At 67.9% G+C, this 22,496-nt stretch carries 16 protein-coding genes; 11 read left to right on the forward strand and 5 right to left on the reverse strand.

Going from position 1 to position 22,496, the window contains the following annotated elements; translation table 11 throughout:
- Positions 1–244: 244 nt before the first annotated feature.
- The 5 genes from ACTWOL_RS00095 to ACTWOL_RS00115 all read right to left on the reverse strand — a co-directional run bounded on the left by ACTWOL_RS00095 (position 245) and on the right by ACTWOL_RS00115 (position 9,221).
- The gene (locus tag ACTWOL_RS00095) at positions 245–892 is read right to left on the reverse strand and encodes a hypothetical protein (RefSeq protein ID WP_474292923.1); all 648 of its coding nucleotides are present in this window, start codon (positions 890–892) and stop codon (positions 245–247) included.
- A gap of 447 nt (positions 893–1,339) precedes the next feature.
- A complete protein-coding gene (locus ACTWOL_RS00100; protein WP_474292925.1) occupies positions 1,340–2,824 on the reverse strand; it encodes a sulfatase family protein in 1,485 nt (494 codons plus the stop codon).
- Positions 2,825–3,117: 293 nt separating this feature from the next.
- A complete protein-coding gene (locus ACTWOL_RS00105; protein WP_474292927.1) occupies positions 3,118–4,455 on the reverse strand; it encodes a GH1 family beta-glucosidase in 1,338 nt (445 codons plus the stop codon).
- Positions 4,456–4,931: 476 nt separating this feature from the next.
- Positions 4,932–5,951 (reverse strand): formylglycine-generating enzyme family protein, encoded by a 1,020-nt coding sequence (locus ACTWOL_RS00110; protein ID WP_474292929.1) that lies wholly within the window; start codon positions 5,949–5,951, stop codon positions 4,932–4,934.
- A 465-nt stretch (positions 5,952–6,416) separates the two neighbouring features.
- Entirely contained in the window at positions 6,417–9,221 is a 2,805-nt protein-coding gene (locus ACTWOL_RS00115) for a galactose-binding domain-containing protein (RefSeq protein ID WP_474292931.1), read from the reverse strand.
- 273 nt (positions 9,222–9,494) lie between these two features.
- On the opposite strand from ACTWOL_RS00115, the gene ACTWOL_RS00120 reads away from it, so the two are divergent.
- From ACTWOL_RS00120 to ACTWOL_RS00170, 11 genes are all read left to right on the forward strand, one after another.
- Positions 9,495–9,812, forward strand: a complete 318-nt coding sequence (locus ACTWOL_RS00120) for a hypothetical protein (RefSeq protein ID WP_474292933.1) — start codon at positions 9,495–9,497, stop codon at positions 9,810–9,812.
- Positions 9,813–10,083: 271 nt separating this feature from the next.
- Entirely contained in the window at positions 10,084–10,761 is a 678-nt protein-coding gene (locus tag ACTWOL_RS00125) for a nucleotidyltransferase domain-containing protein (RefSeq protein WP_474292935.1), read from the forward strand.
- Between the two features lie 245 nt (positions 10,762–11,006).
- Positions 11,007–12,056, forward strand: a complete 1,050-nt coding sequence (locus ACTWOL_RS00130) for a M4 family metallopeptidase (RefSeq protein ID WP_474292937.1) — start codon at positions 11,007–11,009, stop codon at positions 12,054–12,056.
- A 637-nt stretch (positions 12,057–12,693) separates the two neighbouring features.
- Positions 12,694–13,845 (forward strand): GDSL-type esterase/lipase family protein, encoded by a 1,152-nt coding sequence (locus ACTWOL_RS00135; protein WP_474292939.1) that lies wholly within the window; start codon positions 12,694–12,696, stop codon positions 13,843–13,845.
- Between the two features lie 102 nt (positions 13,846–13,947).
- Positions 13,948–15,573, forward strand: coding sequence for a beta-N-acetylhexosaminidase (locus ACTWOL_RS00140; protein ID WP_474292941.1), 1,626 nt, complete (start codon positions 13,948–13,950; stop codon positions 15,571–15,573).
- A 952-nt stretch (positions 15,574–16,525) separates the two neighbouring features.
- Positions 16,526–17,374, forward strand: a complete 849-nt coding sequence (locus tag ACTWOL_RS00145; RefSeq protein ID WP_474292943.1) for a fumarylacetoacetate hydrolase family protein — start codon at positions 16,526–16,528, stop codon at positions 17,372–17,374.
- Positions 17,375–17,634: 260 nt separating this feature from the next.
- Positions 17,635–18,393: an SDR family NAD(P)-dependent oxidoreductase gene (locus ACTWOL_RS00150; RefSeq protein ID WP_474292944.1), complete on the forward strand. Its 759-nt coding sequence runs from the start codon at positions 17,635–17,637 to the stop codon at positions 18,391–18,393.
- 12 nt (positions 18,394–18,405) lie between these two features.
- Positions 18,406–19,398, forward strand: a complete 993-nt coding sequence (locus tag ACTWOL_RS00155; protein WP_474292946.1) for an aldo/keto reductase — start codon at positions 18,406–18,408, stop codon at positions 19,396–19,398.
- Complete coding sequence (locus tag ACTWOL_RS00160; RefSeq protein WP_474292948.1) at positions 19,398–20,147, forward strand: (Fe-S)-binding protein; 750 nt, start codon at positions 19,398–19,400, stop codon at positions 20,145–20,147. Before ACTWOL_RS00155 ends, ACTWOL_RS00160 begins: the two co-directional genes overlap by 1 nt.
- Complete coding sequence (locus tag ACTWOL_RS00165) at positions 20,144–21,625, forward strand: LutB/LldF family L-lactate oxidation iron-sulfur protein (protein ID WP_474292950.1); 1,482 nt, start codon at positions 20,144–20,146, stop codon at positions 21,623–21,625. Before ACTWOL_RS00160 ends, ACTWOL_RS00165 begins: the two co-directional genes overlap by 4 nt.
- Positions 21,612–22,256: a LutC/YkgG family protein gene (locus ACTWOL_RS00170; protein WP_474292952.1), complete on the forward strand. Its 645-nt coding sequence runs from the start codon at positions 21,612–21,614 to the stop codon at positions 22,254–22,256. The genes ACTWOL_RS00165 and ACTWOL_RS00170 overlap by 14 nt, the downstream gene beginning before the upstream one ends.
- The last annotated feature ends 240 nt before the right edge of the window (positions 22,257–22,496 follow it).

Here is a 22,496-nt window from a genome sequence, read left to right on the forward strand (position 1 = left end):
GGAAGCCGGATGGCCCGAGGCGCCGCACAGCCGCAGCCCGCTCGATGCGAACGGCGGCCGCGAACGAAGTCAAGGCTCAGAGTGAGCAACTCCCTGCAGTCGACGTCCAGCCTCAGGCCGCCGACGGTGAACCCTGTCGTCAGAGGGCGGGAGCTGCGGATGCCGGCCGAGGGGCGACGGACGGCGGCACCCTACGCGGACATCGTCGTGGTACGCATCCCGCGCCGGCCTGTCCGGCGCGGGATCAGCTCCCGACAGGCCGGAAGATCCCTCCCGGAATAACCACCGGACGGTCGATCGCCTTGAAGCGGTACTCCATGCTGACGTCGTCGATCAGGAACGGCATCCGGTTCGCCGCGTCCTCGATCGCCATGAAGCTGATGTTCACCTTCTGGGGAGACGAGCTGTAGAAGGCGTCGGGCAGCGTGACCGTCACCTTCTCGTAAGAACCGCTGGTCCCGGCCTTGTTCATGCGGTCATGCAGCTCATGGGGCGTGCCGTCCTCCGCCGTGGCCTCCACGATCAGCTGGCGGAAGCCGAAGCTGCCCGACCCGGCGTGAACCACGTCGCTGCGTACCCAGAACGACAGCACCGGAACCCGGTACGCCGGGATCGTGACCTGCTGCGAGATGCGGCTCACGCCGGTCAGGCCCTGGCCGCCCAGCTCCGCCTTGCCGGTGCCCGAGTGGGCCGGCCACGCGGAGGAGTTGTTGATGGGGTGCCCTGCGAAGGGGGTCACTTTCTCGTTCCAGGACGCGTTGCCGCTCTCGAAGCCGGGGTTCGCGATCTCGGACGTGCCCGCGCTGGCGTTCGGTGCGGCCATGAACACGCCTGTGGCCGCGACGGCGGTGGCGGCGGCGAGAATGCTCGCTCTCCGCGCTCTCTTTCTCATGGGTCTCCTGGCTGTTTTCTTGGTCTCCGAACGGGGAGACGCGCCGCAACAGCCGGGCGGCCGACCCCCGTACACCCCTGACGGTGCGTCAAGAGGGTGCTGCGGCGGGCCCTGCCCGAGGAGTACGGTGGTCAGCCGTCTCAACCGCGGCGCACACTGTAACGCGTCGGTACGACAATCTGACCAGAGGTCCCCGCCGGAGAAGGGGATCTTCGCCTCTCTGGACGAGCAGACCGTCACCGTTCCGGCCAAAGGCGAAGTTTCTGACCGGACCCGGGAGCCTGCCGACGCTGCTGACACGGTGGTGCTCCGCAGTACGGCGGATCGCGGCTGTGCCGCCATTGGCGCCCTGGATCCTTGATCGTCATGAGCCGTCCGAGGCCCGGGGTGGCCCGGGGACCGGCGCGGCGCGTCATGTCTTGGCAGCCGTCAGCGCGCACAACCGCGTCAGGGAATCCAGGGGACGGAGCCGACTGCTGCGAGCCGCTGCTCCAGGTCTTTGGCGTGGTGGCCGCGGCCCGTGTCTCTGAGGTGGGCGAGGTACTCGTGTGGCGGGTTGTAGAAGGTCGGTCCTGGATGCAGGGTGCTCAGCATCGGGTCGGTGGCGGCACCCGCGCTCCCTGTATGGCGGTGCCACCACTCGCGCAGGTGGTCCCTCAGTTCATCTGCCGTGTCCGGCTGTTCGGTCAGCAGGTCGCGTGTGAGGTGCGGGTCCTGTGGGACATGGAAGAGCTGCTCCCACTCGGCCCGGAAGCTGCCGGGGTGGAGGGTACGGATGTAGAGGTGATCGCGTGTGCGCACCGCCCGCTGGTATGTGTGGGCGCCGTGGCCGAGTACGAGGTAGGGGTGGCCCTCGACTTGTTCGCCACGCACGGCGCCGGCGAAGGAGCGTCCGTGCCAGCCGCTCGGGATGTCCGCTCCGAGAAGTTCGCACAAGGTGGGCGCGAGGTCCAGGTGGTAGAGGAGGGCGTCGCAGCGGCGGCGTTCGGCAGGCAGGTCGTCGGTGAGCCCCGGCCATGCGACGATCAGTGGGACGCGGTGGGTGGGTTCGTTCGCCAGTCCGTGTTCGGCGTAGGAGCCGTTCTCTCCGAAGGACTCGCCGTGGTCGGCGCTGACGATGATGGCTGTCTCGTCCAGGATGCCGAGTGTGTCCAGTTCCTCCATCAACAGGCCGAGGTAGTGGTCCCAATAGAGGATGCCGCCGTCGAAGCCGTTGATCAGGTGCTCGAAGTCGGCGCGGTTGCGGATCGCATCCGGCATGGTTCTCGGGACGGGTGAGCGTTGGGGACGGCCGGCATAGTGCAGGTCAAGGGCGCTGCGTGGTCCGTAGACCTCGGCGTGTGCGGCGATGGTGTCTTCGTCCGGCCAGGCCGGTGGCGGTCCGGCGGCGGCAGCCGCCTCGGTGTAGGCCTCGGGTTGGGTGTAGTTGGTGTGCGGCTCCCAGTAGGTGAGGTGCAGGAACCAGTCGTCGCCACGGCCGCGGCGGCGCAGCCAATCGGCTGCTGCTGCATGCACGTCCGGGGCGGGCTCGTCGCCGGTGCGGGCGCTGGCGCGGATCGACTCGCGGAAATTGCCGAGGAAGAAGTAGGCCAGGTGGCGTTCGGCGAAGCAGGAAACAGCCGCGGTGTAGTACCCGTGCCGCTGGAGCTGGTTGCCGAGCAGCGGCCGGTCGGCGGGCTGGCCATGGCCGCAGTCCATCCGGAACCGGGCCGCCTCGGCGAAGTGGCCGACCACACCGTTCTCGATGCCGAACCGGCTGCTGGTGAGGGCGGTTCGGGAGGGCAGGCAGGGCGAATCGGAGCAATAGTAGCGGTCGAACACCACGCCGCGTTCGGCGAGACGGCTGAGGTTCGGGGTGATCGCGCGGGCGTAGCCGTAGGGCTCGGTGTGGTCCGCACGCAGGGTGTCGACATCGATGTAGATGATTCGCACTTGACCGTCTCCAGTTCGTGATGAGCCGAGGATGGGTGGGAGGAGGCGCTTCCACGGCACAGGCGAGGAGATGGCGAAACCTGTTTCCGGCGCACGAGCGACTTCCGACAAGGGCCTTTTGACAGACGCGTTGGAGCGATCAGCCACCCGTTGCCGGCATGCTCCTGCTGTGAAAGCAGTACTGCATTCGGGGCCGGGTGGGTGCTCATGCGCACCCACCCGGCCCCAACGCCCGCCGGCACCCGGTCAGGTGGGAGGCCGGCGGAGGTACATCGCGGGGCTCTGCAAGCCCCTCACACGAGGCCGTTGGCCTTGATGACGTCGCGGTACCACCAAGCGCTGGCCTTGGGGGTGCGCCGCTGCGTGGCGTAGTCCACGTGCACGAGGCCGAAACGCTTGCTGTACCCCTCGGACCACTCGAAGTTGTCCATCAGGGACCACACGAAGTACCCGCGCAGGTCGACGCCGGCCTCCAATGCCTTCGCGGCGGCACGCAAGTGATCGCGCAGGAAGGCGATGCGCTCCTCGTCGTCGACCTCGCCCTCGGGGTCGACGTAGTCGTGGTAGGCAGCACCGTTCTCCGTGATGTACACGGGCAGCGTGCCGTAGTCCTCCTGCAGGCGCAGCAGGAGGCGGGTCAGGCCCTCGGGGGTGACGGGCCAGCCCATCGCGGTCGTCGGCACGCCTTCAGGGAGCACCCGGCGGGCTGCGAGGTGGGGCTTGTCCGGGTCGTGGGCGACCAGGCTGGCGCTGTAGTAGTTGATCCCGAGAAAGTCCAGGGGCGCGGCGACCGTCTCCAGGTCACCGTCCTGGACGAAGCCGAAGTCGACGCGGTCCCGGTAGTCCTCTCGCAGGTCCGCGGGGTAGCCGCGGCCGAACAGCGGGTCGAGGAAGTGGCGGTTGAGGTGGCCGTCGGCATGCCGGGCGGCCTCCGCGTCGGCCGGCTGGTCGGTGAGAGGCTCCGCCGGTGAGAGGTTCAGTGTGATGCCCAGGTCGGGACGGGCGTCGAGCTCGCGCATGCGCTGCACCGCGAACCCGTGGCCGAGCAGCAGGTGGTGTGCGGCCGCGAAGGCCTCGGTGTCGTCGGCGTGACCTGGGGCATGCTTGCCGAGGCCGTAGCCCATCCAGGAGGACACCCAAGGTTCGTTGAGGGTGGTCCAGAGGTCCACCGAGCCGGCGAACTCCTGGTAGACGGCTTCAGCGTAGTCGGCGAAGCGCAGGCTGGTGTCGCGGTTCGTCCAGCCTCCTGCGTCCTCCAGTGCCTGCGGGAGGTCCCAGTGGTAGAGGGTGACAGCGGGGCGTATGCCACGGGCGTGCAAACCGTCGATCAAGCGGCGGTAGAAGTCCAGACCGCGCTGATTGACCGGGCCGTGGCCCTCGGCCTGGATACGCGGCCAGGAGACGGAGAAGCGGTAGGCACGCAGACCCAGTTCGCCCATCAGGTCGAGATCCTCTTCCAGGCGCCGGTAGTGATCGCAGGCGATGTCACCGGTGTCGCCGTGGCGGATACGGCCTGGTGTGTGGGCGAAGGTGTCCCAGATCGAGCGGCCTTTTCCGTCGGCGTGGCTCGAGCCTTCGATCTGGTACGCGGCTGTGGCCGTGCCCCACATGAAGTCGTGGGGAAAGGTCATCGTGCGGCTCCATGTTCGTGAGATGGGTTGTCGTGCGGTACTGCGTGCGTCGCCACGTGTGCTGGGGCACCGGCTGGTGACTGCATCGTCGAGGAGTGGGGCGCCGGTGACGCCCAACTGCTCGTAAAGATGCCCGTGATCTCCGCGTGTTGTCGGCGCCCAAGACGGTGCTTGAAGACGATGCAGGGGCGCCTTCCGCATCGAAGAAGCGGGCTGAGCGCAGGTGGGCTCACGCTGAGTGGTAAGAGATTCAGTGACGCGGTATGTGGTGAGGGTCCGCAGGACGAACCGTCTTACGCGAGTACTTTCGGGCATACGCCCACCCCGACGGTAGCGGGAGACTACGTAGCCCGGTACGTGTCTCGACCCTCGGTCCTTGACGCGGCTCACAGGACGGGGGCGGGGTAATCGAGGGGGCCGGAACGGCAGGACGCAGCGGCCGGCCGCTAACGCACCGAATGCTTGCGGCCCGTGCCTCAGTTGGTCCGTACACAGCGGAAGCCCAGGTTCCCGCCCGAACTGTCGGGTGTGTTGGACGTGCGCGCCGCCACGCGGTAGCGGTTGCAATACGAGTCGTGGCACAAGTAGGAGCCGCCACGCATGACACGGGCCGAACCTGATGGCGGACCAGTGGGGTCGGTACGGGGACCTGTGCGGTGGAAGTCCGGGCTGAACCAGTCGGCGCACCACTCCCAGACATTGCCCACGGTGTTGTAAAGGCCGTAGCCGTTGGGTGGGTAGGCAAGCACCGGTGCGGTGCCACGGTAGCCGTCCTCGGCCGTGTTCTTGAACGGGAAGCGGCCCTGCCAGATGTTGCAACGGTGCTCCCCGCCAGGGGTGAGGTCGTCGCCCCAGGGGTAGCGCGAATGCTCCAGGCCGCCGCGCGCGGCATACTCCCACTCCGCTTCCGTCGGCAGACGACAGCCCGCCCAGTCCGCGTATGCCCATGCGTCATTCCAGGAGACGTGCACCACGGGATGGTCTGCGCGGTCATCGAAGGTGGAGCCGGGGCCCTCCGGCCGGTGCCAGCCGGCTCCTTCCGTGGCGCACCACCACGGGGTGACCTCGGGACGCGGCGACACCTTGCGCAGGGCTGCCGGCAGGAAGCCGGCGAACACATAGGACCAGCCCAGCCGCTCGGCGTCGGTACGGTAGCCGGTCGCCTCCACGAACGCGGCGAACTGTGCGTTGGTCACGGCGCAGGCGGCAATGGAGAAGGGGGCGACGTGCACCTCGCGCACCGGGCCCTCACCATCGGCGGGAAAGCCGTCTTTGTCGTCTGTGCCCATCAAGAAGGCCCCACCGGGCAGCGCCACCATGTGCTCGCCGGCCGCGCCGGTGCGGGTGGGCCGGCTCCGCACCGCCGAGGCCGATGCCGGGACCTCCGCCCCCGTCGCCTCGCGCGGCACGCCCCCCGCACGTGAAGGCGTGCAGCAGGCACGCCCGCCTCGCTCGGTCCCGGGCTCCTTCGCGTCACCGCGTCCGTGCCCTGCCATCACACGATGCCTCCCATCCGGTTCCACGGCGGCCGCAAAGTCGGGCCCTGGTGTCGCTCACACGCGAAGGTGCATGGGCGATCTTTGATGCCACAGAGGTGGGCTGCCTTTGAGGTAAAGATACATGTAACATTGAAAATGTGAAGCGGCCTTATGGCCGAGGTTCCCTGCGCAGGCGGCCATGGAACTGATCGCACTGCGGGCCGATGCCGCTCGACATGGTCCCTGGCGAACGTGGCCACGTACTTCGCCCGCAGGGCGGCGCTCGCGGGAGCCGGCTGCAGCGTCCAGCACGCCGCCGGCCCGATCACCAGCGCGGACAGCTTGGCCATGACGGTCGAGTCCACGGCCTCTTGTTCGGTCGGTCTCCGATGAATCACTCAGGAGAATCACGCAGTGGGTCGGGTGCCCCGCTGGAGGCGTTGTCTCAGCGGGGCACCCCGGGTGTGGTTGCGGGTGTGGTGGTCAGGGGCCGAAGACCCTCACTTCGGCCAGGGTCAGCCTCTTCGTGTCGGTCTTGACCACGGCGAGGTACTGCCATGTTCCATTAGGCAGAGGGCATCGGTAGGTGCTGGCGTAGGGGAGGGAAGTCGCCCCGAGTGTGCATGCGACGGTGTTCCCCAGCGACATGTCCTGATTGTTCGACACCTGCACCTTGAGGTTCTTTCTCTCGTCCGGGAAGTCGTTGCCGTCGTGACGGAAGACGAGGTGTGCCTCGGTCAGGTCGTACTGCTGTGACAGCGGGACCTGCCACCACCGATCCGTGACGTTGTCGGCGGTGGCGAAGATCGTGTCGGGATCGCCGTCGACCGCGTTGGACGCGGGGGTGGTGGAGTTGTACTGCGACGAGGCTGTCGCCGGCCGGCCCTGGGCATAGTTCGACTGGTCGGCCGCCTCTCCGTAGACACGGACTTCTGCCAGGGCGAACTGCTTGCCGTCGGTCTTGGCCACGGTGACGTAGCGCCAGACTCCTGCCACCGGGCATTCGTAGTGGCCATGGAAGTGCAGTGGCATGTCTCCTTGCCTGCACACGACGGTGGGGGTGTCGTCCGGGCTGTTCGAGACGCGGATCTCGAAGTTCTCCCGCTCCGTCAGGATGTTGGAGGTGAGGCCGTCGTCGGAACGCAATTGGACCGAGACCTTCGACAGCTTGTGCGGGGCCCCGAGGTCGGTCCGCCAGGACGGGCTGGTGTCGGTGCTGGCGGAGATCCACTGGCCCGAACCCCCGTTGTTCCCGTTGGATGCCGGGCTGGTGGCGGGCGAACTGGAAGCCGTGACGGTCTTCTTGTAGGAGAGGTTCTTCTGCTCCCCGCTCATGATTGACTGGGATGCGTCTTGAATTCCCGCGGCGCCGACGATGCTGTTGGCCGCGGTTGTTTCCGCGGCAGTCCAGGCCGTCACGCTGGCTTCGTGGTTGTTTTCTATGGTGTTGTTCTTTGATGCGTACAGGTCGTCGTACGGGGTGCCGGCATAGTACGCATTCTTCTTGTAGTTCGTACCGGCTCCTGCGCCGGGTGACCCGTTGAATACCACCCCCGCGTCGGCGCCGATGTAGTTGTTCTGCACCGTGAGGTGGTGTGCGTAGGCGCCGGTGTATCCGTAAGCGAGGAAAAGCCAGTTGGGTGAGAAGCCGTCGATGACGTTGTTCTCGACCGTCCAGTAGGAGGAACCCTGGTCGAGGTAGATGGAACCGTACGGGCGCCCGTTGTGTTCGATGTGGTTGCCCTTGATGGTCGAGACGGGACTGGCTCCCTGGGTTCCCAGGACATAGATGCCGCCGCCGTCGAACACCTGTGAGGTCTGCACATCGTGGACGTAGTTGTAGTCGATGTGGTTGTCGACCATCTCGGAAGGGTTGCCCCAGCCCCAGCCGAGGGAGATGCCGCTGTAGGGGGTGTCCCAGACGGTGTTGTACTGGATTTTGGTCTGCTTCACCCAGGTGGCCAGGATCCCGACGCCGCCGAGATACTGGTTGGCCACGTTGTACACGTAGTTGTTCGACACCGTGGTGCCGGACTCATACTCGTCCGAGGGAGGAGACGTTCCCTCGACGTTGAGGGTGCCGAGCTGCACGCCGTTGCCGGCGACGTCTGTGATCACGTTCGAGGTCACCAGGTTGTTGCTGCCGCCACCGTCGAAGCCGAGCCCGCTGCCGCCGAGGTGCTTGAAGGTGTTCCAGCCGAACGTGACGTTCTCGCATGCGTGGCAGGCGACGTTCGCCGGCATCAGCTTCCAGTGGTCTTTGTCCGTCGTGCGGAGCGCGTTGGCCTGTCCTTCCGCCACGCCCTCGTTGCCGAATACCCAGCCGGCGTACGTGAACGTGAGGCCGTTGAACTTGATGTTGTGCACGGGGGCGTTGGCGGTTCCGTTCAGTTCCACCAGCGTCTGCACGTCGCCAGCGATGGCTGTGCTCTGGCTCATGTTCTCGTTGACGCGCGGGATGTAGAAGATCTTTCCAGCAGCCGAGTCGATGGCGAACTGGCCCGGTGAGCTCAGCAGCGCATAGTGGTTCTCCACGGCGAGGGGCACTGTGGCCCCGGACCCGGCGACGATGTTGGCGAAACACGGATCCTTCTCGACGACCTTGCCGTTGCCGATCGAGGCCACCGGGCAGATGGGGTAGCTCCATGCCTTGTTGTCCAGCACCAGGTGGTCGCCGTACACCATGGTGACGTTCCCGACGCTGGGGTGGGCGGGGTCGTAGAGGTCGTTCTTCTCGTATGTGAAGCCGTGCTCGTCCCACTGCATTTTGCCGAAGACCTGGTCCGCCGCTGCGCTGACGAGGTCGGCACGCTGGCCGTTGACGTAGAGCTGCCGGGTGTTGAGTCCGGCGGCACTCGCCTGCCAGATGTGCTTGACAGTGTCCACCTCCGTCCATCCCCCGGTGATCGTGCGGCCGCCGCTGAGCACGGGGTACTCTCCGGACACCTGCTTGTATATGACGTTGTATCCGTTGCGGCCGGAGTCGCCAGAGTCGAACGCCAGAGTCGTGGTGAGGTTGTAGGTCCCTCCCTTCAGCAGCACCTCGATGTCGCCCGTCATGGGCGAGGCGAGGGCGGCTCTCACCTTGGCCTTGACGCCGGTCAGGCTGCAGGGGGCGGCCTGCGAGCAGGCGGTGCCGGTGCCGGTGGGAGAGGCGTAGTAGGTCGCCTGCACGGCGGCGCTCGCGGGGGTCGGCTGCAGCGTCCAGCACGCCGCAAGCCCGATGACCAGCGCGGACACCTTGGCCATCGACCTTCGTGTCCAGGGGATCTTGCCGGTTGGTCTCATGTGAATCACTCCGTTCGCAAGGCAGTTGTCGGGCTACGGTGGACTGAGGGCAGGGCGGGTCCAGTGGTCGGGGAAGTCCTGACCCCAGGGGGTGGCAAGCGAAGCGGGTGAGCATCGGGTCGGCACCCGGTGCTTCCACTTCCACGAAACGGCCGGTGAGCCCGTAGGTGGCGGGTGTGCGACCGGCAAGCAGATGGACACCGCCCTCTCGGCGCGGGCGTGTGCAGGAACGCTGGTTGACACCGGGCGCGATCCAGCGGGGGGTGGAGCCCGGTGGTGGAGAAATCGTCCACGTCGTCGGTGATTGCCGTGCCGGACGTGGCGGTGCTGGACGTGCCCGCGGTCGTCGGTGTGCAGCCACTGAGGGCCAGTGTCGTCATAGCCGCGATGGCCGCGCTTGCGACAGTACGGGTGAACAAGGTGGTGTTTCTGAGTCTCATGATCGGCCCTTGCCTACCAAAGGAGATGTTCTACATGTTGCATGTAATTCATCTGGGGTCAATAGTCCTGTCCATAACGGATCGGCAAGGTGAGGAACCGCTGCTCGGACCGGGGAGGCGAGCGCCAGGCCGCCTCGGCCGGGCTGCGTGAAATCGAGGACCTGGGTTCCCTCACCGCCGCCGGTGTTCTCGCGGTCGCCCCGGTACTCCAGGACGTCCGCGTCCGCGCGGGCTCGCGAGGTACCCGCTCCGGCCGAGCTCGGGATTGACCGGGACCCTCAGCGTGAAGCCCATGCGAGTGCCCCCGCCTCTCGGGTCTCGGTGCGGGGAGAGGGAGCGACGCCCAAATACCGTGGAATCGTGCTCGGCGGTGTCGTAGCGTTCACCGCGCCCGCACTCGTCCTGTCCCGAGACGCCGCACCATGAACCTCCTGCTGTCGGGGATAGTCGGCTCCACCGCCTACGGACTGGCCGGCCCGGGGTCCGACGTCGACCGTCTCGGTCTGTTCGCCGTGGACACGGCCGCACTCCACGGCCTGCACCGCCCGGCCGAGTCCCACGTCACCACGGCACCGGACCGGACGCTGCACGAGGCAGCGAAGTGGTGCCGTCTCGCCCTGCGCGGCAATCCCACCGTGACGGAACTCGTGTGGCTGCCCGATGACCTCTACGAGGTTCGCACCCCCCTGGGTGACGAACTCATCGAGCTGCGAAGCTCCCTGTTGTCCGCCAAGCGCGTCCGCGACGCCTACCTGGGCTACGCCACCCAACAGTTCAAGCGGCTCCACGACCGCGGCGACGGACGCCTCTCGGCTGACACCCGCAAGCGGACCGCAAAGCACGCCCGGCACCTCATGCGCCTGTGCCACCAGGGTTTCGAGCTGTATGCAACAGGCCGACTGAACGTCCGCGTCGAGGACCCTGAGCGCTGCCACGCTTTCGGCGATCAAGTCTCTGCCGACACCATGGCGGCACTTCCTGTCCTTCAGCGCTTCGAGGAGCGGTTCGACGGGACCAGGAGCGTCCTGCCGGACCAGCCCGACGAGGCTCCGGTGGAGGCGTGGCTGCACCGGGTGCGCGCCGCGCACTTCACGCCCTGAGCTGCTTCTGCACACTGCCGTCCGGCAGCACGGTGCAGCTGTGCAGAGCCGATGCCGCGCCGCTCCGTCGGCCGTGATTCGTCCGGCACGTTCCTGTTCCGGCGCCAGATTGTCCTGCTGACGACCCCTTTCGTCTGCGAATTCATGGGTGACCCATGGCCAAAGCAACCCGTGATGCGCAAGGATCACGCCCGCACCGAGCCGCCCCCCACATCCGGCTCACCACATCCCAATGGAGGATGCATATGGCTCGCCGCACATCCCGCGGCCTGGCTGCAGCAGCCACCGCCACCGTGACGCTGTTCACCCTGGCCGGACCGGCCGGTTCGGCTTCGGCCTCCGGATCAGCTCCGACGGCGCCGCAGGCCCGCGTCTTCATGGTCAATCCCGTCCAGTCGTCCGGTGATCAGTTGCTCACCGACGCCAAGGATGCCGCTGGGGCCGTACCGTCCTCTGCCTATGCCGTCGTTGCGCTGCGGAACCTGGACGGCAGTGGCGGCCTGTCCGGGACGTGGGCGACCGTGAGATCCGACACGGGCGCCTCCGCGAAGACCACCGACGTCGGCTCGTACACCCGGCACGACGACCAGTTCGAGCAGGTCATGGCCTACTTCTGGGTGGACGAGGCACAGGAGTACCTGCAGGGCTTGGGTTTCGGCAGCGAACTTCCCGGGGCCAACAACCGGGTCCAGCCGGTCCGTATCAACCAGTGGGGTGCGGACAATTCCTTCTTCACCGACAAGAAGGCCGAAATCCGTTTCGGCAAGGGCGGTGTGGACGATGCCGAGGACGCCGAGGTGATCGTCCACGAGTACGGGCACGCCGTGCACCACGCCCAAGTGCCCGGCTTCGGCACGTCGCCGGAGGCAGGCTCGATCGGCGAGGCCTTCGGTGACTACCTCGCCATCGAGGTCGGCGCACACGCGGACGCCAAGTACGGCTGGCCGATGAAGGCCGACCTGGCATGCGTCGCCGACTGGGACTCGGTCACGTACAGCGGCGCCCCGCACTGCCTGCGCCGCATCGACGGAAGCAAGGTCTACGGGGACCGGGTGGGGGAGGTCCACGCGGACGGCGAGATCTGGTCCCGCGCGCTCTTCGACATCCGCACTGCGCTCGGCGCGAGGACGGCCGGCCGCATCATCATCAACGCCCAGTTCGGTTTCGCGCCCGACACCAGCTTCAAGGACGCGGCACTGACGACGATCTCGACCGCCGAGCGTATGTACGGCACGAGAGTGGCGGACACCGTCCGCAATGCGTTCAAGGGACGCGAGATTCCCGGCGTTCAGTAACTCTTCGCCGATCGGCGGCCGTCGCTCGACGCGACGGCCACCGATGCGCCGGGCGTTGATCTGGACGGCCCATGGGCGGTGGGCAGGACCGCGGAGTGCGGATGTTGTTTTCCTTGAACTGCCGCCAGGTACGCGCTCCGGTGTTCACGTAGGCCTGGTCCAGGATGAGGTTGTCCCTGGAGCGCACCAGCATGCCCCGGATGGCGTGCCCGTCCCGGAGTTCGTCGTAGACGCGGAAGATGTCGCCGCTGTCCCGCTGGGGCGAGGGGGCGGGGATTCCGTTCACCGGCCTCGTTCCTCGCCGCGGTGGGTTGTAGCTGTGGCTGCGACCGTCGTGCGGCCGCGGGGGAAGGTGCCGGAGACGTCGAGCAAGGCGGGCGACCACCGGCAGCGGCAGCGCGCCGTCTGTCCCTGCGCTCGTGTAGTGCGTCCTTCACACAGCAGATTTTACATGTAACATGGAATTTGAAGGGCGGGTTCCGAGGTCGGCATGGCCGACTGCCGCCCCAGGGCGTAGCAGACGAGAACGGCGCTCCCTCACCTTGACGAGGCCGAACCAGGGGGCCGTGTGCTCGCTGTCGGCATCTGCCGGCATGCGTCCTTCAGCAGAGAATCACGACGGATGCGGAGGTGGGCAGTGGGTGATGGGTTGCGTGCCGTAGCGCTGGTCGGTGGCCCGGTGGAGATCCGGGGAGCGCTCGACCTGGAGGGTACGGCGGCCGGCGTGCTGCCGAGGCGGCTCCCTGCCTGGTCCAAGGCGCAGTATCCGACCGTCATGTTGCATGGTGTGACGGCAATGGCATCCGGTGTACGGCTGGCGTTCCGTACCGCGGCGCGCACGCTCGAGCTCGACGTGCTGACCTCTGTCTGGCACCTCGACGGCACTCCGGAACCGACGGACTTCGGCGTGCTGGAGCTGTTGGCGGACGGCAAGTTGGCTGGACGCGCCCAGGCACCGGACGGGAACGTCGTGCGCATCGACGGTCCGCGGGGCGAGCCGCGGCTGGAGCCCGGCCGACCGGGCACGGTGCGCTTCGACGGGTTGCCGGACGGTGTCAAAGAGATCGAGATCTGGCTTCCCCAGCAGACGGCCACGGAACTGATCGCACTGCGGGCCGACGCCGACGTGGACCCACCAGTGCCGAACCGTCGCCGCCGTTGGGTTCATTACGGCAGCTCGATCAGTCATTGCGTCGAAGCCGACACCCCTCTCGGCACCTGGCCCGTGGTAGCTGCGTCAACGGCCGGGGTCGAGGTGATCAACCTCAGCCAGGGCGGCAATGCCATGCTGGACCCTTTCGTGGCCCGGACCATCCGTGACGTCCCGGCCGACCTGATCAGCCTGAAGGTCGGCATCAACATCGTCGGCGCTGCTTCCTTCCGGCTGCGCACCTTCGGCCCGGCGGTCCATGGGTTCCTCGACATGATTCGTGACGGGCACCCGGAGATACCGCTACTGGTGATCTCCCCGATCATCTGCCCCCGCCTGGAGGAGACCCCCGGTCCGACCGTACGCGGCCCGGACGGCGCGGTGGTGACCCTCGGCGATGCGAACGACGTCGCTCGGGGCGCCCTCACACTGGACGTGGTCCGCGAGGAGCTCGCAGCCATTGTCGGTGAACGCCGGTCCCACGACCCGCACCTGCACTATCTCGACGGCCGCGATCTGTTCGGCCCCGAAGACCTGGGCGACCTTCCCGACGGCCTCCATCCCAACCCCGCGGGTTACCGTCGAATGGGCGAGCGCTTCACGGAACTCGCCTTCGGCACCGGCGGTCCCTTCCACTGAAACATCCGACAGACCCGTCCCCTGCGACGACGCACGGCTTCTGTCGGCACCACGCAGGCGGCTCCTGACCAGCCCGCTCCAGCACATGACAGGTGTTTCGACATGGACCTCATCCCCCTTCCCAGCGGCGTTCGCGAAATGCCCCAAGCCCCCCCGGAGGGCGAGGGTTTCCCGTTCGACGAGGCAACGGTCATTGACGCAGGGCCCGGAACCGAGGGTGTCGCCAGGTGGCTGAGGTCCACGGTGGGGGCCGCGATGGGGGTGGCCCTGGCCCCCGGCCGCGGCGGATGCCCCGTCCGGCTGCGCATCGACACGCGTCTTGCGGCCGAGAGCTACCGATTCTCCGTCACCGCGGAGGCGATCGAGATCACCGCCGGCGATACGGCAGGCGTCTTCTGGGGGGCGCAGACACTGCGGCAGCTTCTGGGAGCACAGGCCTTTCGCCGGGCCCCGCTCGGCGGTGCATGGGCGGCACGCGTCCCGTGCGTCACTTTCGACGATGCACCCCGCTTCACCTGGCGGGGCTTCATGCTCGACGTGGCACGCCACTTCATGCCCAAGGACTCGCTCCTTCGCTACATCGACCTGATCGCCGCGCACAAACTCAACGTGCTGCACCTGCACTTGACGGATGACCAGGGGTGGCGGATCGAAATCAAGCGGTATCCCCGGCTGACCGAGGTGGGGGCGTGGCGCAGCCGGACACAAGTGGGACCCAAGATGTCTCCGTTGTGGGACGAGCGGCCGCACGGCGGCTTCTACACACAGGACGACATCCGGGAGATCGTCGCGTATGCCGCCGAGCGGCATGTCACCGTGGTTCCGGAGATCGACATTCCAGGCCACTCCCAGGCGGCCATCGCGGCATATCCGGAGCTCGGGAACCGTGATGTCGTCGACACCACAGCCGTGTCCGTCCGGAACGGCTGGGGCTTCACTCCCCACGTACTGGCTCCCACCGACGGCACCCTCCGCTTCTACGAGCATGTGCTCGAGGAGGTTCTCGAGCTCTTCCCCTCCTCTTTCGTGCACATCGGCGGGGACGAGTGCCCCAAGGAAGAGTGGCAGCAGTCCCGGACGGCCCAAGCACGCATCAAGGAACTCGGGCTTGCGGACGAGGACGAACTGCAGAGCTGGATCATCAGACACTTCGACCGGTGGCTGACCGACCGCGGCCGTCGCCTCATCGGGTGGGACGAGATCCTCGAAGGAGGGCTGGCCGAGGGTGCCGCCGTCTCCTCCTGGCGCGGATACGCGGGCGGGGTCGCGGCCGCGCGCGCCGGGCACGATGTGGTGATGTGCCCCCAGCAGCACGTGTACCTCAACTATCGGCAGAGCCACAGTGCAGAGGAACCAGTGCCCCTGGGGCGTGTGCGAACTCTCGAAGGCTTCTACCGGTTCGATCCGGTACCACCGGAACTCGATGACGATCAGGCACGGCATGTGATCGGCGTCCAGGCGAACATCTGGACGGAAGTGCTCGACTCCGCGCGCGCCGTCGACTACATGGTCTTTCCACGTCTGGCCGCGTTCGCCGAGGTTGCCTGGTCCCCGTTGCCCGCCCCCGAGCTGCGGGACTACGTGGGGTTCGAGTCCCGCATGGCGGAGCACTACGCACGACTTGACGCACTCGGAGTCGAATACCGCCCGCCTGCCGGCCCCCTCCCCTGGCAGCGGCGACCGGGAGTCATGGGAAACCCGATCGATGGAGCACCCCCGATGACGTGAGGCGAGAGACACCCGCGGACTGCGAAGCGAGGGCCGGAACGTCGTACTTCGCCGGTGTGCCACTCCCCGGCGTGCAAGGGCGGTCAGGCCGGGCACATGGCCGTACGGCGTCATGTGCCCGGCGGCCGGGAGGCGCATCGCGGTGGATCTCCACGGGCGCCGACGGCGGCGGATCGGGACACGTTTCCCTGCCTGTGAGTCGTTTTGCAGCCGGATGGAGAAATGCCGCAGGGGCAGTCCCGGCGGCTCTTTCCTGGTCGTCGCTAGCACGTGATCCCTGCTTTTGAGAGCAGGAGAAGCATTATCTCCATGGTCATTCCGATGTATCCGGTGGCTTTGTTCTTCCACAGGACGCTCCCGGAGACCTTCCAGCGCTCGCCCGTTGCTTTCCGGTTCCCACGTGCCAAGTTCCTGCGGGTCGCTGCGCCGCAGCAGCGAAGTCAAGAGGTGCACGCTCCCCGTTCGCCGGTGGGGACATGACGCCTACGGGAAACAACGCCGCTTCCGGACCTGCCGGTAGGCGAGGGGCCGACGCGGCGTTCAGGCCGGTCCTGGCCATGCGGCGGCGAGATCTCCCGGGTCGGCCCGGGAATCCGGCGCAGCCGTGAACCCTTCACCTCCAATATCATAAATCCCCCTTCAGCAGGGGACGCTCATCCAGGACCATAAGCACTACCCATGTACCGGAAAGGCACTACCTACGTGCTGGAAACTCACTACCTACGTATCTTTCACTCCGACCGGCAGACCACCTGTCCCGGCGTAAGGACGCGCCTGGTCCACACCGATTGCGTATCGTGCCGTCCCGGTCGACGGGTATTTCGATGACGTACTGACACCGTCAGATCTTGCTTTTCCAATCAATCGGCTCTTAAGGTCGTGTACCACTTCCTGGAGTCACCGGATGGCTCGCAGAACGCGGGATCCGCAGGAATAGGTAGGTGGTATTCCCTTGAAACTGCTTCGTGTCGGCCCCAGGGGCGTGGAGGTTCCGGCCGTCCAGGACGGTGACGGCCGGCTCCACTACCTCGGTGATGTGATGGGTGACATCGATGGGGCGTTCCTGGCGTCCGGTGGCATCGACCGCGTGCGCGAAGCCGTGGCGTCGGGCACCCTGCCGCTGCTGGAGAGCGACCTGCGGGTGGGTGCCCCTGTGGCCCGGCCCGGGAAGGTGGTGTGCATCGGGCTGAACTACCGCGACCACGCCGAGGAGACCGGTGCGCCGATCCCGGCCCGTCCGGTGGTTTTCATGAAGGACCCGGCCACCGTGGTCGGCGCGTACGACGAGGTTCTGATTCCCCGGGGCTCCTCCCGAACCGACTGGGAGGTGGAACTCGCAGTGGTGATCGGCGCAACCGCCCGCTATCTGGACTCCCCCGACGATGCGCCCGCGGTGATCGCCGGATACGCGATCAGCAACGACGTCTCGGAGCGCGAGTTCCAGTTGGACTTCTCCCCCCAGTGGGACCTCGGCAAGTCCTGCGAGACGTTCAACCCGCTCGGACCCTGGCTGGTCACTCCGGACGAAGTCGGTGACCCTCAGAACCTCGGTCTGCGGCTGTCGGTCAACGGCGATCTCCGCCAGAGCGGCAACACCGAGAACATGATCTTCGATGTGGCGCACATCATCTGGTACTTGAGCCAGTACATGGTCCTCAACCCCGGTGACGTGATCAATACCGGCACCCCGGCCGGTGTCGCCCTCGGGCTGCCCGGCAACCCGTATCTGCGGCCCGGCGACACCGTCGAGCTCGCCGTCGACGGCCTCGGTTCCCAGCGTCAGACATTTGGCCAGGCCTGAGGAAGGACGACCCGATGGCCTTGCAGAACATCGCCGTCGGCACCTACTCCATCCGCTGCCCCTCTCATACGAACCGGACGACTCCCCGTGACAGATGCTTCCGACTCCTTCGCCGCGCTTCCGGCGCCGCGTACCGATGCCGCCGACGGACCGGGCGGGCGCACCTCCGCCTTCGCCCCGGGTCCGGCGTGGATACGGCGCGCATCCACCGCGACCTCCCTCTGCCTCCTCGGCACGATGCGACCCTCGAGGGAGACCGTATGACCCGCGAACTCGACGGCTTCACCGCCGTGGTGACCGGCGGTGCCTCCGGCATCGGACTCGCCACCGCCCGCATGCTCAGCGAACGGGGCGCCGACACCGCCGTCATCGACGTGAACACCGCAACCCTGCAGCCGCCCTTGAACGGCTTCGCCGCAGACCTGGCGGACGACGCGTCCGTGCAGGAGGCCGTCCACGGCGCGGCCGAAGCCCTGGGCGGAATCGACATCCTGGTCAACAACGCCGGTATCGGCGCGGTCGGAACCGTCGAGGACAACCCCGACGCGCAGTGGCACCGGGTCCTGGATATCAATGTGCTCGGCCTGGTGCGCACCACCCGGGCCGCTCTGCCGTACCTTCGGGCGTCCAAGCACGCCGCGATCGTCAACACCTGCTCGATCGCCGCCTCCGCCGGCCTGCCTCAGCGGGCCCTGTACTCCGCCTCCAAGGGAGCAGTGCTGTCCCTGACCCTGGCCATGGCCGCCGACCACATCCGTGAGGGGATCAGGGTCAACTGCGTCAACCCCGGTACGGTGGACACTCCATGGGTCGGCCGCCTCCTGGAGGCCTCGGCCGATCCGGATGCCGAGCGCGCCGCGCTGAACGCCCGTCAGCCCACCGGCCGGCTGGTCACCGCCGAGGAGGTCGCCGCGGCGATCGTCTATCTCGCCTCGCCCGGCTCGGGCTCGGTTACCGGCACGGCCCTTGCCGTCGACGGCGGCATGGCCGGGCTGCGCCTGATGCCGTCCAGAGGGTGAGGGACAAGCGCCATGGACGACGTTCCCCTCGGTGGCACGACCGTCACCACTACCCGGCTCTCCTACGGCGGCGCCGCCCTCGGCAACCTCTTCACTCCCGTCGGCGACGACACCGCCGAAGCCGCACTGGACGCCGCGTGGGCAGCGGGTATCCGGACCTTCGACACCGCGCCGCACTACGGGCTCGGTCTGTCCGAACGCCGCCTCGGCGCGGCCCTGCGCGGCCGCACCCGCACCGGGTTCACCGTCTCCACCAAGGTCGGCCGCATCCTGGAGCCGGTCCCCGGCCCGCACGGTGACGACCTCGCCAACGGCTTCGCCGTCCCCGCCACTCATGTCCGCCGCTGGGACTTCACCGCCAGCGGTGTGCGGCGCAGCATCGAGGAGAGCCTGGAGCGGCTCGGCCTGGACCGCATCGATGTGGTGTATCTCCATGATCCGGATGCCCACCTGGACCAGGCGCTCGACCAGGCACTCCCGGCGCTGGTGCGACTGCGCGCGGAAGGCGTCGTCGGCGCGATCGGTGCCGGAATGAACCACTGCGCCCCACTGACCCGGATCGTTCGCGAGGCCGATGTGGACGTGGTCCTGCTGGCCGGCCGCTACACCCTGCTCGACCAGTCCGCCGACGACGATCTGCTGCCCGCGGCCGCCGCACGGGGAGTGTCGGTGGTGCTCGGCGGGGTGTTCAACTCCGGCCTGCTGGCCGACCCCAAGCCCGGCGCACGGTTCAACTACGCGGCCGCCCCGCCGGGGGTGGTGGAGCGTGCCGTGCGCCTGCAGGAGGTGTGCGAACGGTACGGGGTACCGCTGCGGGCCGCCGCCGTGCGGTTCGCCCTGGCCCATCCGGCGGTGGCGAGCGTGCTGATCGGGGCCCGCGCCGCGGGTGAGATCACCGACGCGGTCGAGCGGCTCGGGGAGCCGATTCCCACCGCGTTGTGGGCGGAGCTGCGGGACTCGGGTCTGCTCACTGCCTCGGCGCCGGTGCCGGAGGGGGAGTACTGATGCGGATCGCGCTGTTCATCACCTGCGTCAACGACACCCTGTTCCCCGGGACCGGCAAGGCCGTGGTCCGGGTGCTGGAGCGGCTCGGCCACCAGGTCGAGTTCCCCGAGGCGCAGACCTGCTGCGGGCAGATGCACTTCAACTCCGGCTACCGCCGGGAAGCGCTCCCCTTGGTGGCCGGGTTCACGCGAGCCTTCGCCGGTTACGACGCGGTGATCACTCCTTCGGCGTCCTGCGCGGGCATGGTCCGCGAGAACCATCCGCTGCTGGCCGAGAAGTACGGGCGCGAGCGCCTGTGTGCCGAGGTCGCCGAACTGGGGCCGCGGGTCCACGAGTTCACCGAGTTCCTCACCGATGTCCTCGGTGTCACCGACGTCGGGGCGGCCTTCCCCCACACGGTCGTCTACCACCCCACGTGCCACTCCCTGCGGGGGCTGCGGCTCGGCGACCGGCCCGAGCGACTGCTGCGTGCTGTGGCCGGCCTGGAGCTGGTCGGCCTGGCCCGAGCCGACTCCTGCTGCGGGTTCGGCGGTACCTTCGCGCTCAAGAACGCCGGCACCTCCACGGCCATGCTCATCGACAAGACGAGCGAGGTCACCCGCAGCGGGGCCGAAGTGCTGTGCGCGGCCGACAACTCCTGTCTGATGCACATCGGCGGTGGCCTGTCCCGGCAGCGCTCCCTCATGCGCACGATGCACGTGGCGGAAATCCTGGCCGCCGGGGAAAGAACGGAACGGGGAGCGCGATGAACGGCGCGATGGACGGCCGCGGCGTGGTGTTCCTGGGCACCCCGTCCTTCCCGAAGGCCGCCGAGCAGGCGCTGGGCAACGCCACGTTGAGGGACAATCTGCGCCGCGCGACCACCACCATCCGCGACCGGCGCCTTCAGGTCACAGCCGAGCTGGACGACTGGGAGCAGTTGCGGGATGCCGGCGAGGCAATCAAGCGTCACACCCTGCGGTATCTCGGGGACCACCTCGAGCAGCTGGAGAAGACACTCACCGCGGCCGGCGGTGTGGTGCACTGGGCATCCGACGCCACCGAGGCCAACCGGATCATCGCCGACCTGGTGAAGGCGACCGGGGCGCGTGAGCTGGTCAAGGTCAAATCCATGGCCACCCAGGAGATCGGCCTCAACGAGGCACTGGCCGCCGAGGGCATCATCGCGTACGAGACCGATCTGGCCGAACTGATCGTGCAGTTGGGCGACGACCGGCCCTCGCACATCCTGGTCCCCGCGATCCACCGCAGCCGCACGGAGATCGCGGAGATCTTCCGCCGCGAGATGTCCCGCTGGGGGCGACCTGCACCCGAGGAGCTCACCGACGAGCCGGCCGCGCTGGCGGAAGCGGCCAGGCTGCACCTGCGGGAGAAGTTCCTGCGTGCCAAGGTCGCCGTCAGCGGCGCCAACTTCGCCGCCGCGGACACCGGCACGGTCGTGGTGGTGGAGTCGGAGGGCAATGGGCGGATGTGCCTGACCCTGCCCGAGACGCTGATCACCGTGATGGGCATCGAGAAGGTCGTCCCCTCCTTCAGCGACCTGGAGGTCTTCCTCCAGCTGCTGCCGCGTTCATCCACCGGCGAGCGGATGAACCCCTACACCTCGATGTGGACGGGCATCACTCCCGGCGACGGCCCCTCGGCGTTCCACCTGGTACTGCTCGACAACGGACGCACCGCCACGCTCGGCGACGAGGTGGGCCGGCAGGCCCTGAACTGCATCCGCTGCTCGGCGTGCCTGAACGTCTGCCCGGTGTACGAACGCACCGGGGGCCACGCGTACGGCTCTGTCTATCCGGGCCCCATCGGTGCTGTCCTGACGCCGCAGCTGGTCGGGATCGAACGCGCGGCGTCACTGCCGTTCGCCTCCACCCTGTGCGGCGCCTGCTATGACGCGTGCCCCGTGAAGATCGACATTCCCGCGGTACTCACCCACCTGCGGGCCGAGGCCGTGCGTACCAAGCGCAGGGGCAGGCTCGTACCGACAGTGGAGGCCTTGGTGATGCGTGGCGCCACCGCGGTACTGAGCTCACCCGGAAGGCTTGCGCTCGCCCAGCGTGCCGCATGGGCCGGGGGCCGGCTGCTGGGCCGCAAGGGACGGATCGGCCGCTTGCCCGGCCCTCTGCGAGGCTGGTCGCAGAGCCGTGACATGCCCGCTCCCCCATCCGAGTCGTTTCGCACGTGGTGGACCCGCAACCGGAAGGAGCACGGGCATGAGCAGTCGTGACACCGTCCTCGGACGCATCCGGGCCGCGCTGACGGATGTGCGTCACCCACGGACTTCGGCACGGAACGCGATCGAGCGGGCCTACCGTCGCTCTCATGCGACGGGTGATCTGGTGGAACTGTTCGCCGAACGGGTCGGCGGCTACCGGGCCACCGTCCGCATCGCCGGTGAGCAGCAGGCAGCGTGGGTGATCGGCCGGATGCTCGCAGACCGCGGGGCGCAGCAGATGGTGGTGCCCCCGGGATTCCCACGGGGATGGCTCCCCCCGGGCCCCTGTCAATGGCGCAGCGACCGCCCGCCCCTGGGCATCGATGAGCTGGAGCGTATGGACGGTGTGATCAGCACCGCTGCGGTGGGCATCGCCCTGACCGGCACGATCGTGCTGGACTCGGGGCCAGGACAGGGGCGGCGGGCGCTGACCCTGCTGCCCGACTACCACCTGTGCGTCATCCGCCAGGAGGAGATCGCCGACGATGTGCCCGCAGCGCTCGCCCGGCTTCGCCCCGCACGCCCGCTCACCTTCGTCTCGGGCCCGTCTGCCACGAGTGACATCGAACTCTCCCGCGTCGAGGGCGTCCACGGTCCCCGCACCCTGGATGTCCTCGTCGTCACCGCCAAGGAGCCGTCATGAACGTCGCCCTGCACCACCTGCACAGTCCGGCGACGGGGGGTGCTCGTCCCCTACGGTGTACCGGGCCGCCGGACGGCGCAGGAGCCCACCGTGATCCGCGCCGCCGAAGTGCACCGGCGGGCCGTCCGGCAGTCACACCGGGACGTTCTCCCGCTGCCATGGGCCGGCGGTTACTCGGAGATACTCAAACGCTCGCCGGCCCTCACCCATGACTTCCCACGTACGCAGGGCTGACCTCCC

This window comes from Micromonospora sp. IBHARD003 (assembly GCF_056106285.1).

Excerpts from the sequence above, each read along its gene's own strand:
- ACTWOL_RS00095 (WP_474292923.1), bottom strand. The coding sequence starts at position 892 with ATGAGAAAGAGAGCGCGGAGAGCGAGCATTCTCGCCGCCGCCACCGCC.
- ACTWOL_RS00105 (WP_474292927.1), bottom strand. The coding sequence starts at position 4,455 with ATGACCTTTCCCCACGACTTCATGTGGGGCACGGCCACAGCCGCGTAC.
- ACTWOL_RS00110 (WP_474292929.1), bottom strand. The coding sequence starts at position 5,951 with ATGGCAGGGCACGGACGCGGTGACGCGAAGGAGCCCGGGACCGAGCGA.
- ACTWOL_RS00115 (WP_474292931.1), bottom strand. The coding sequence starts at position 9,221 with ATGAGACCAACCGGCAAGATCCCCTGGACACGAAGGTCGATGGCCAAG.
- ACTWOL_RS00125 (WP_474292935.1), top strand. The coding sequence starts at position 10,084 with ATGAACCTCCTGCTGTCGGGGATAGTCGGCTCCACCGCCTACGGACTG.
- ACTWOL_RS00130 (WP_474292937.1), top strand. The coding sequence starts at position 11,007 with ATGGCTCGCCGCACATCCCGCGGCCTGGCTGCAGCAGCCACCGCCACC.
- ACTWOL_RS00140 (WP_474292941.1), top strand. The coding sequence starts at position 13,948 with ATGGACCTCATCCCCCTTCCCAGCGGCGTTCGCGAAATGCCCCAAGCC.
- ACTWOL_RS00150 (WP_474292944.1), top strand. The coding sequence starts at position 17,635 with ATGACCCGCGAACTCGACGGCTTCACCGCCGTGGTGACCGGCGGTGCC.
- ACTWOL_RS00155 (WP_474292946.1), top strand. The coding sequence starts at position 18,406 with ATGGACGACGTTCCCCTCGGTGGCACGACCGTCACCACTACCCGGCTC.
- ACTWOL_RS00160 (WP_474292948.1), top strand. The coding sequence starts at position 19,398 with ATGCGGATCGCGCTGTTCATCACCTGCGTCAACGACACCCTGTTCCCC.
- ACTWOL_RS00165 (WP_474292950.1), top strand. The coding sequence starts at position 20,144 with ATGAACGGCGCGATGGACGGCCGCGGCGTGGTGTTCCTGGGCACCCCG.
- ACTWOL_RS00170 (WP_474292952.1), top strand. The coding sequence starts at position 21,612 with ATGAGCAGTCGTGACACCGTCCTCGGACGCATCCGGGCCGCGCTGACG.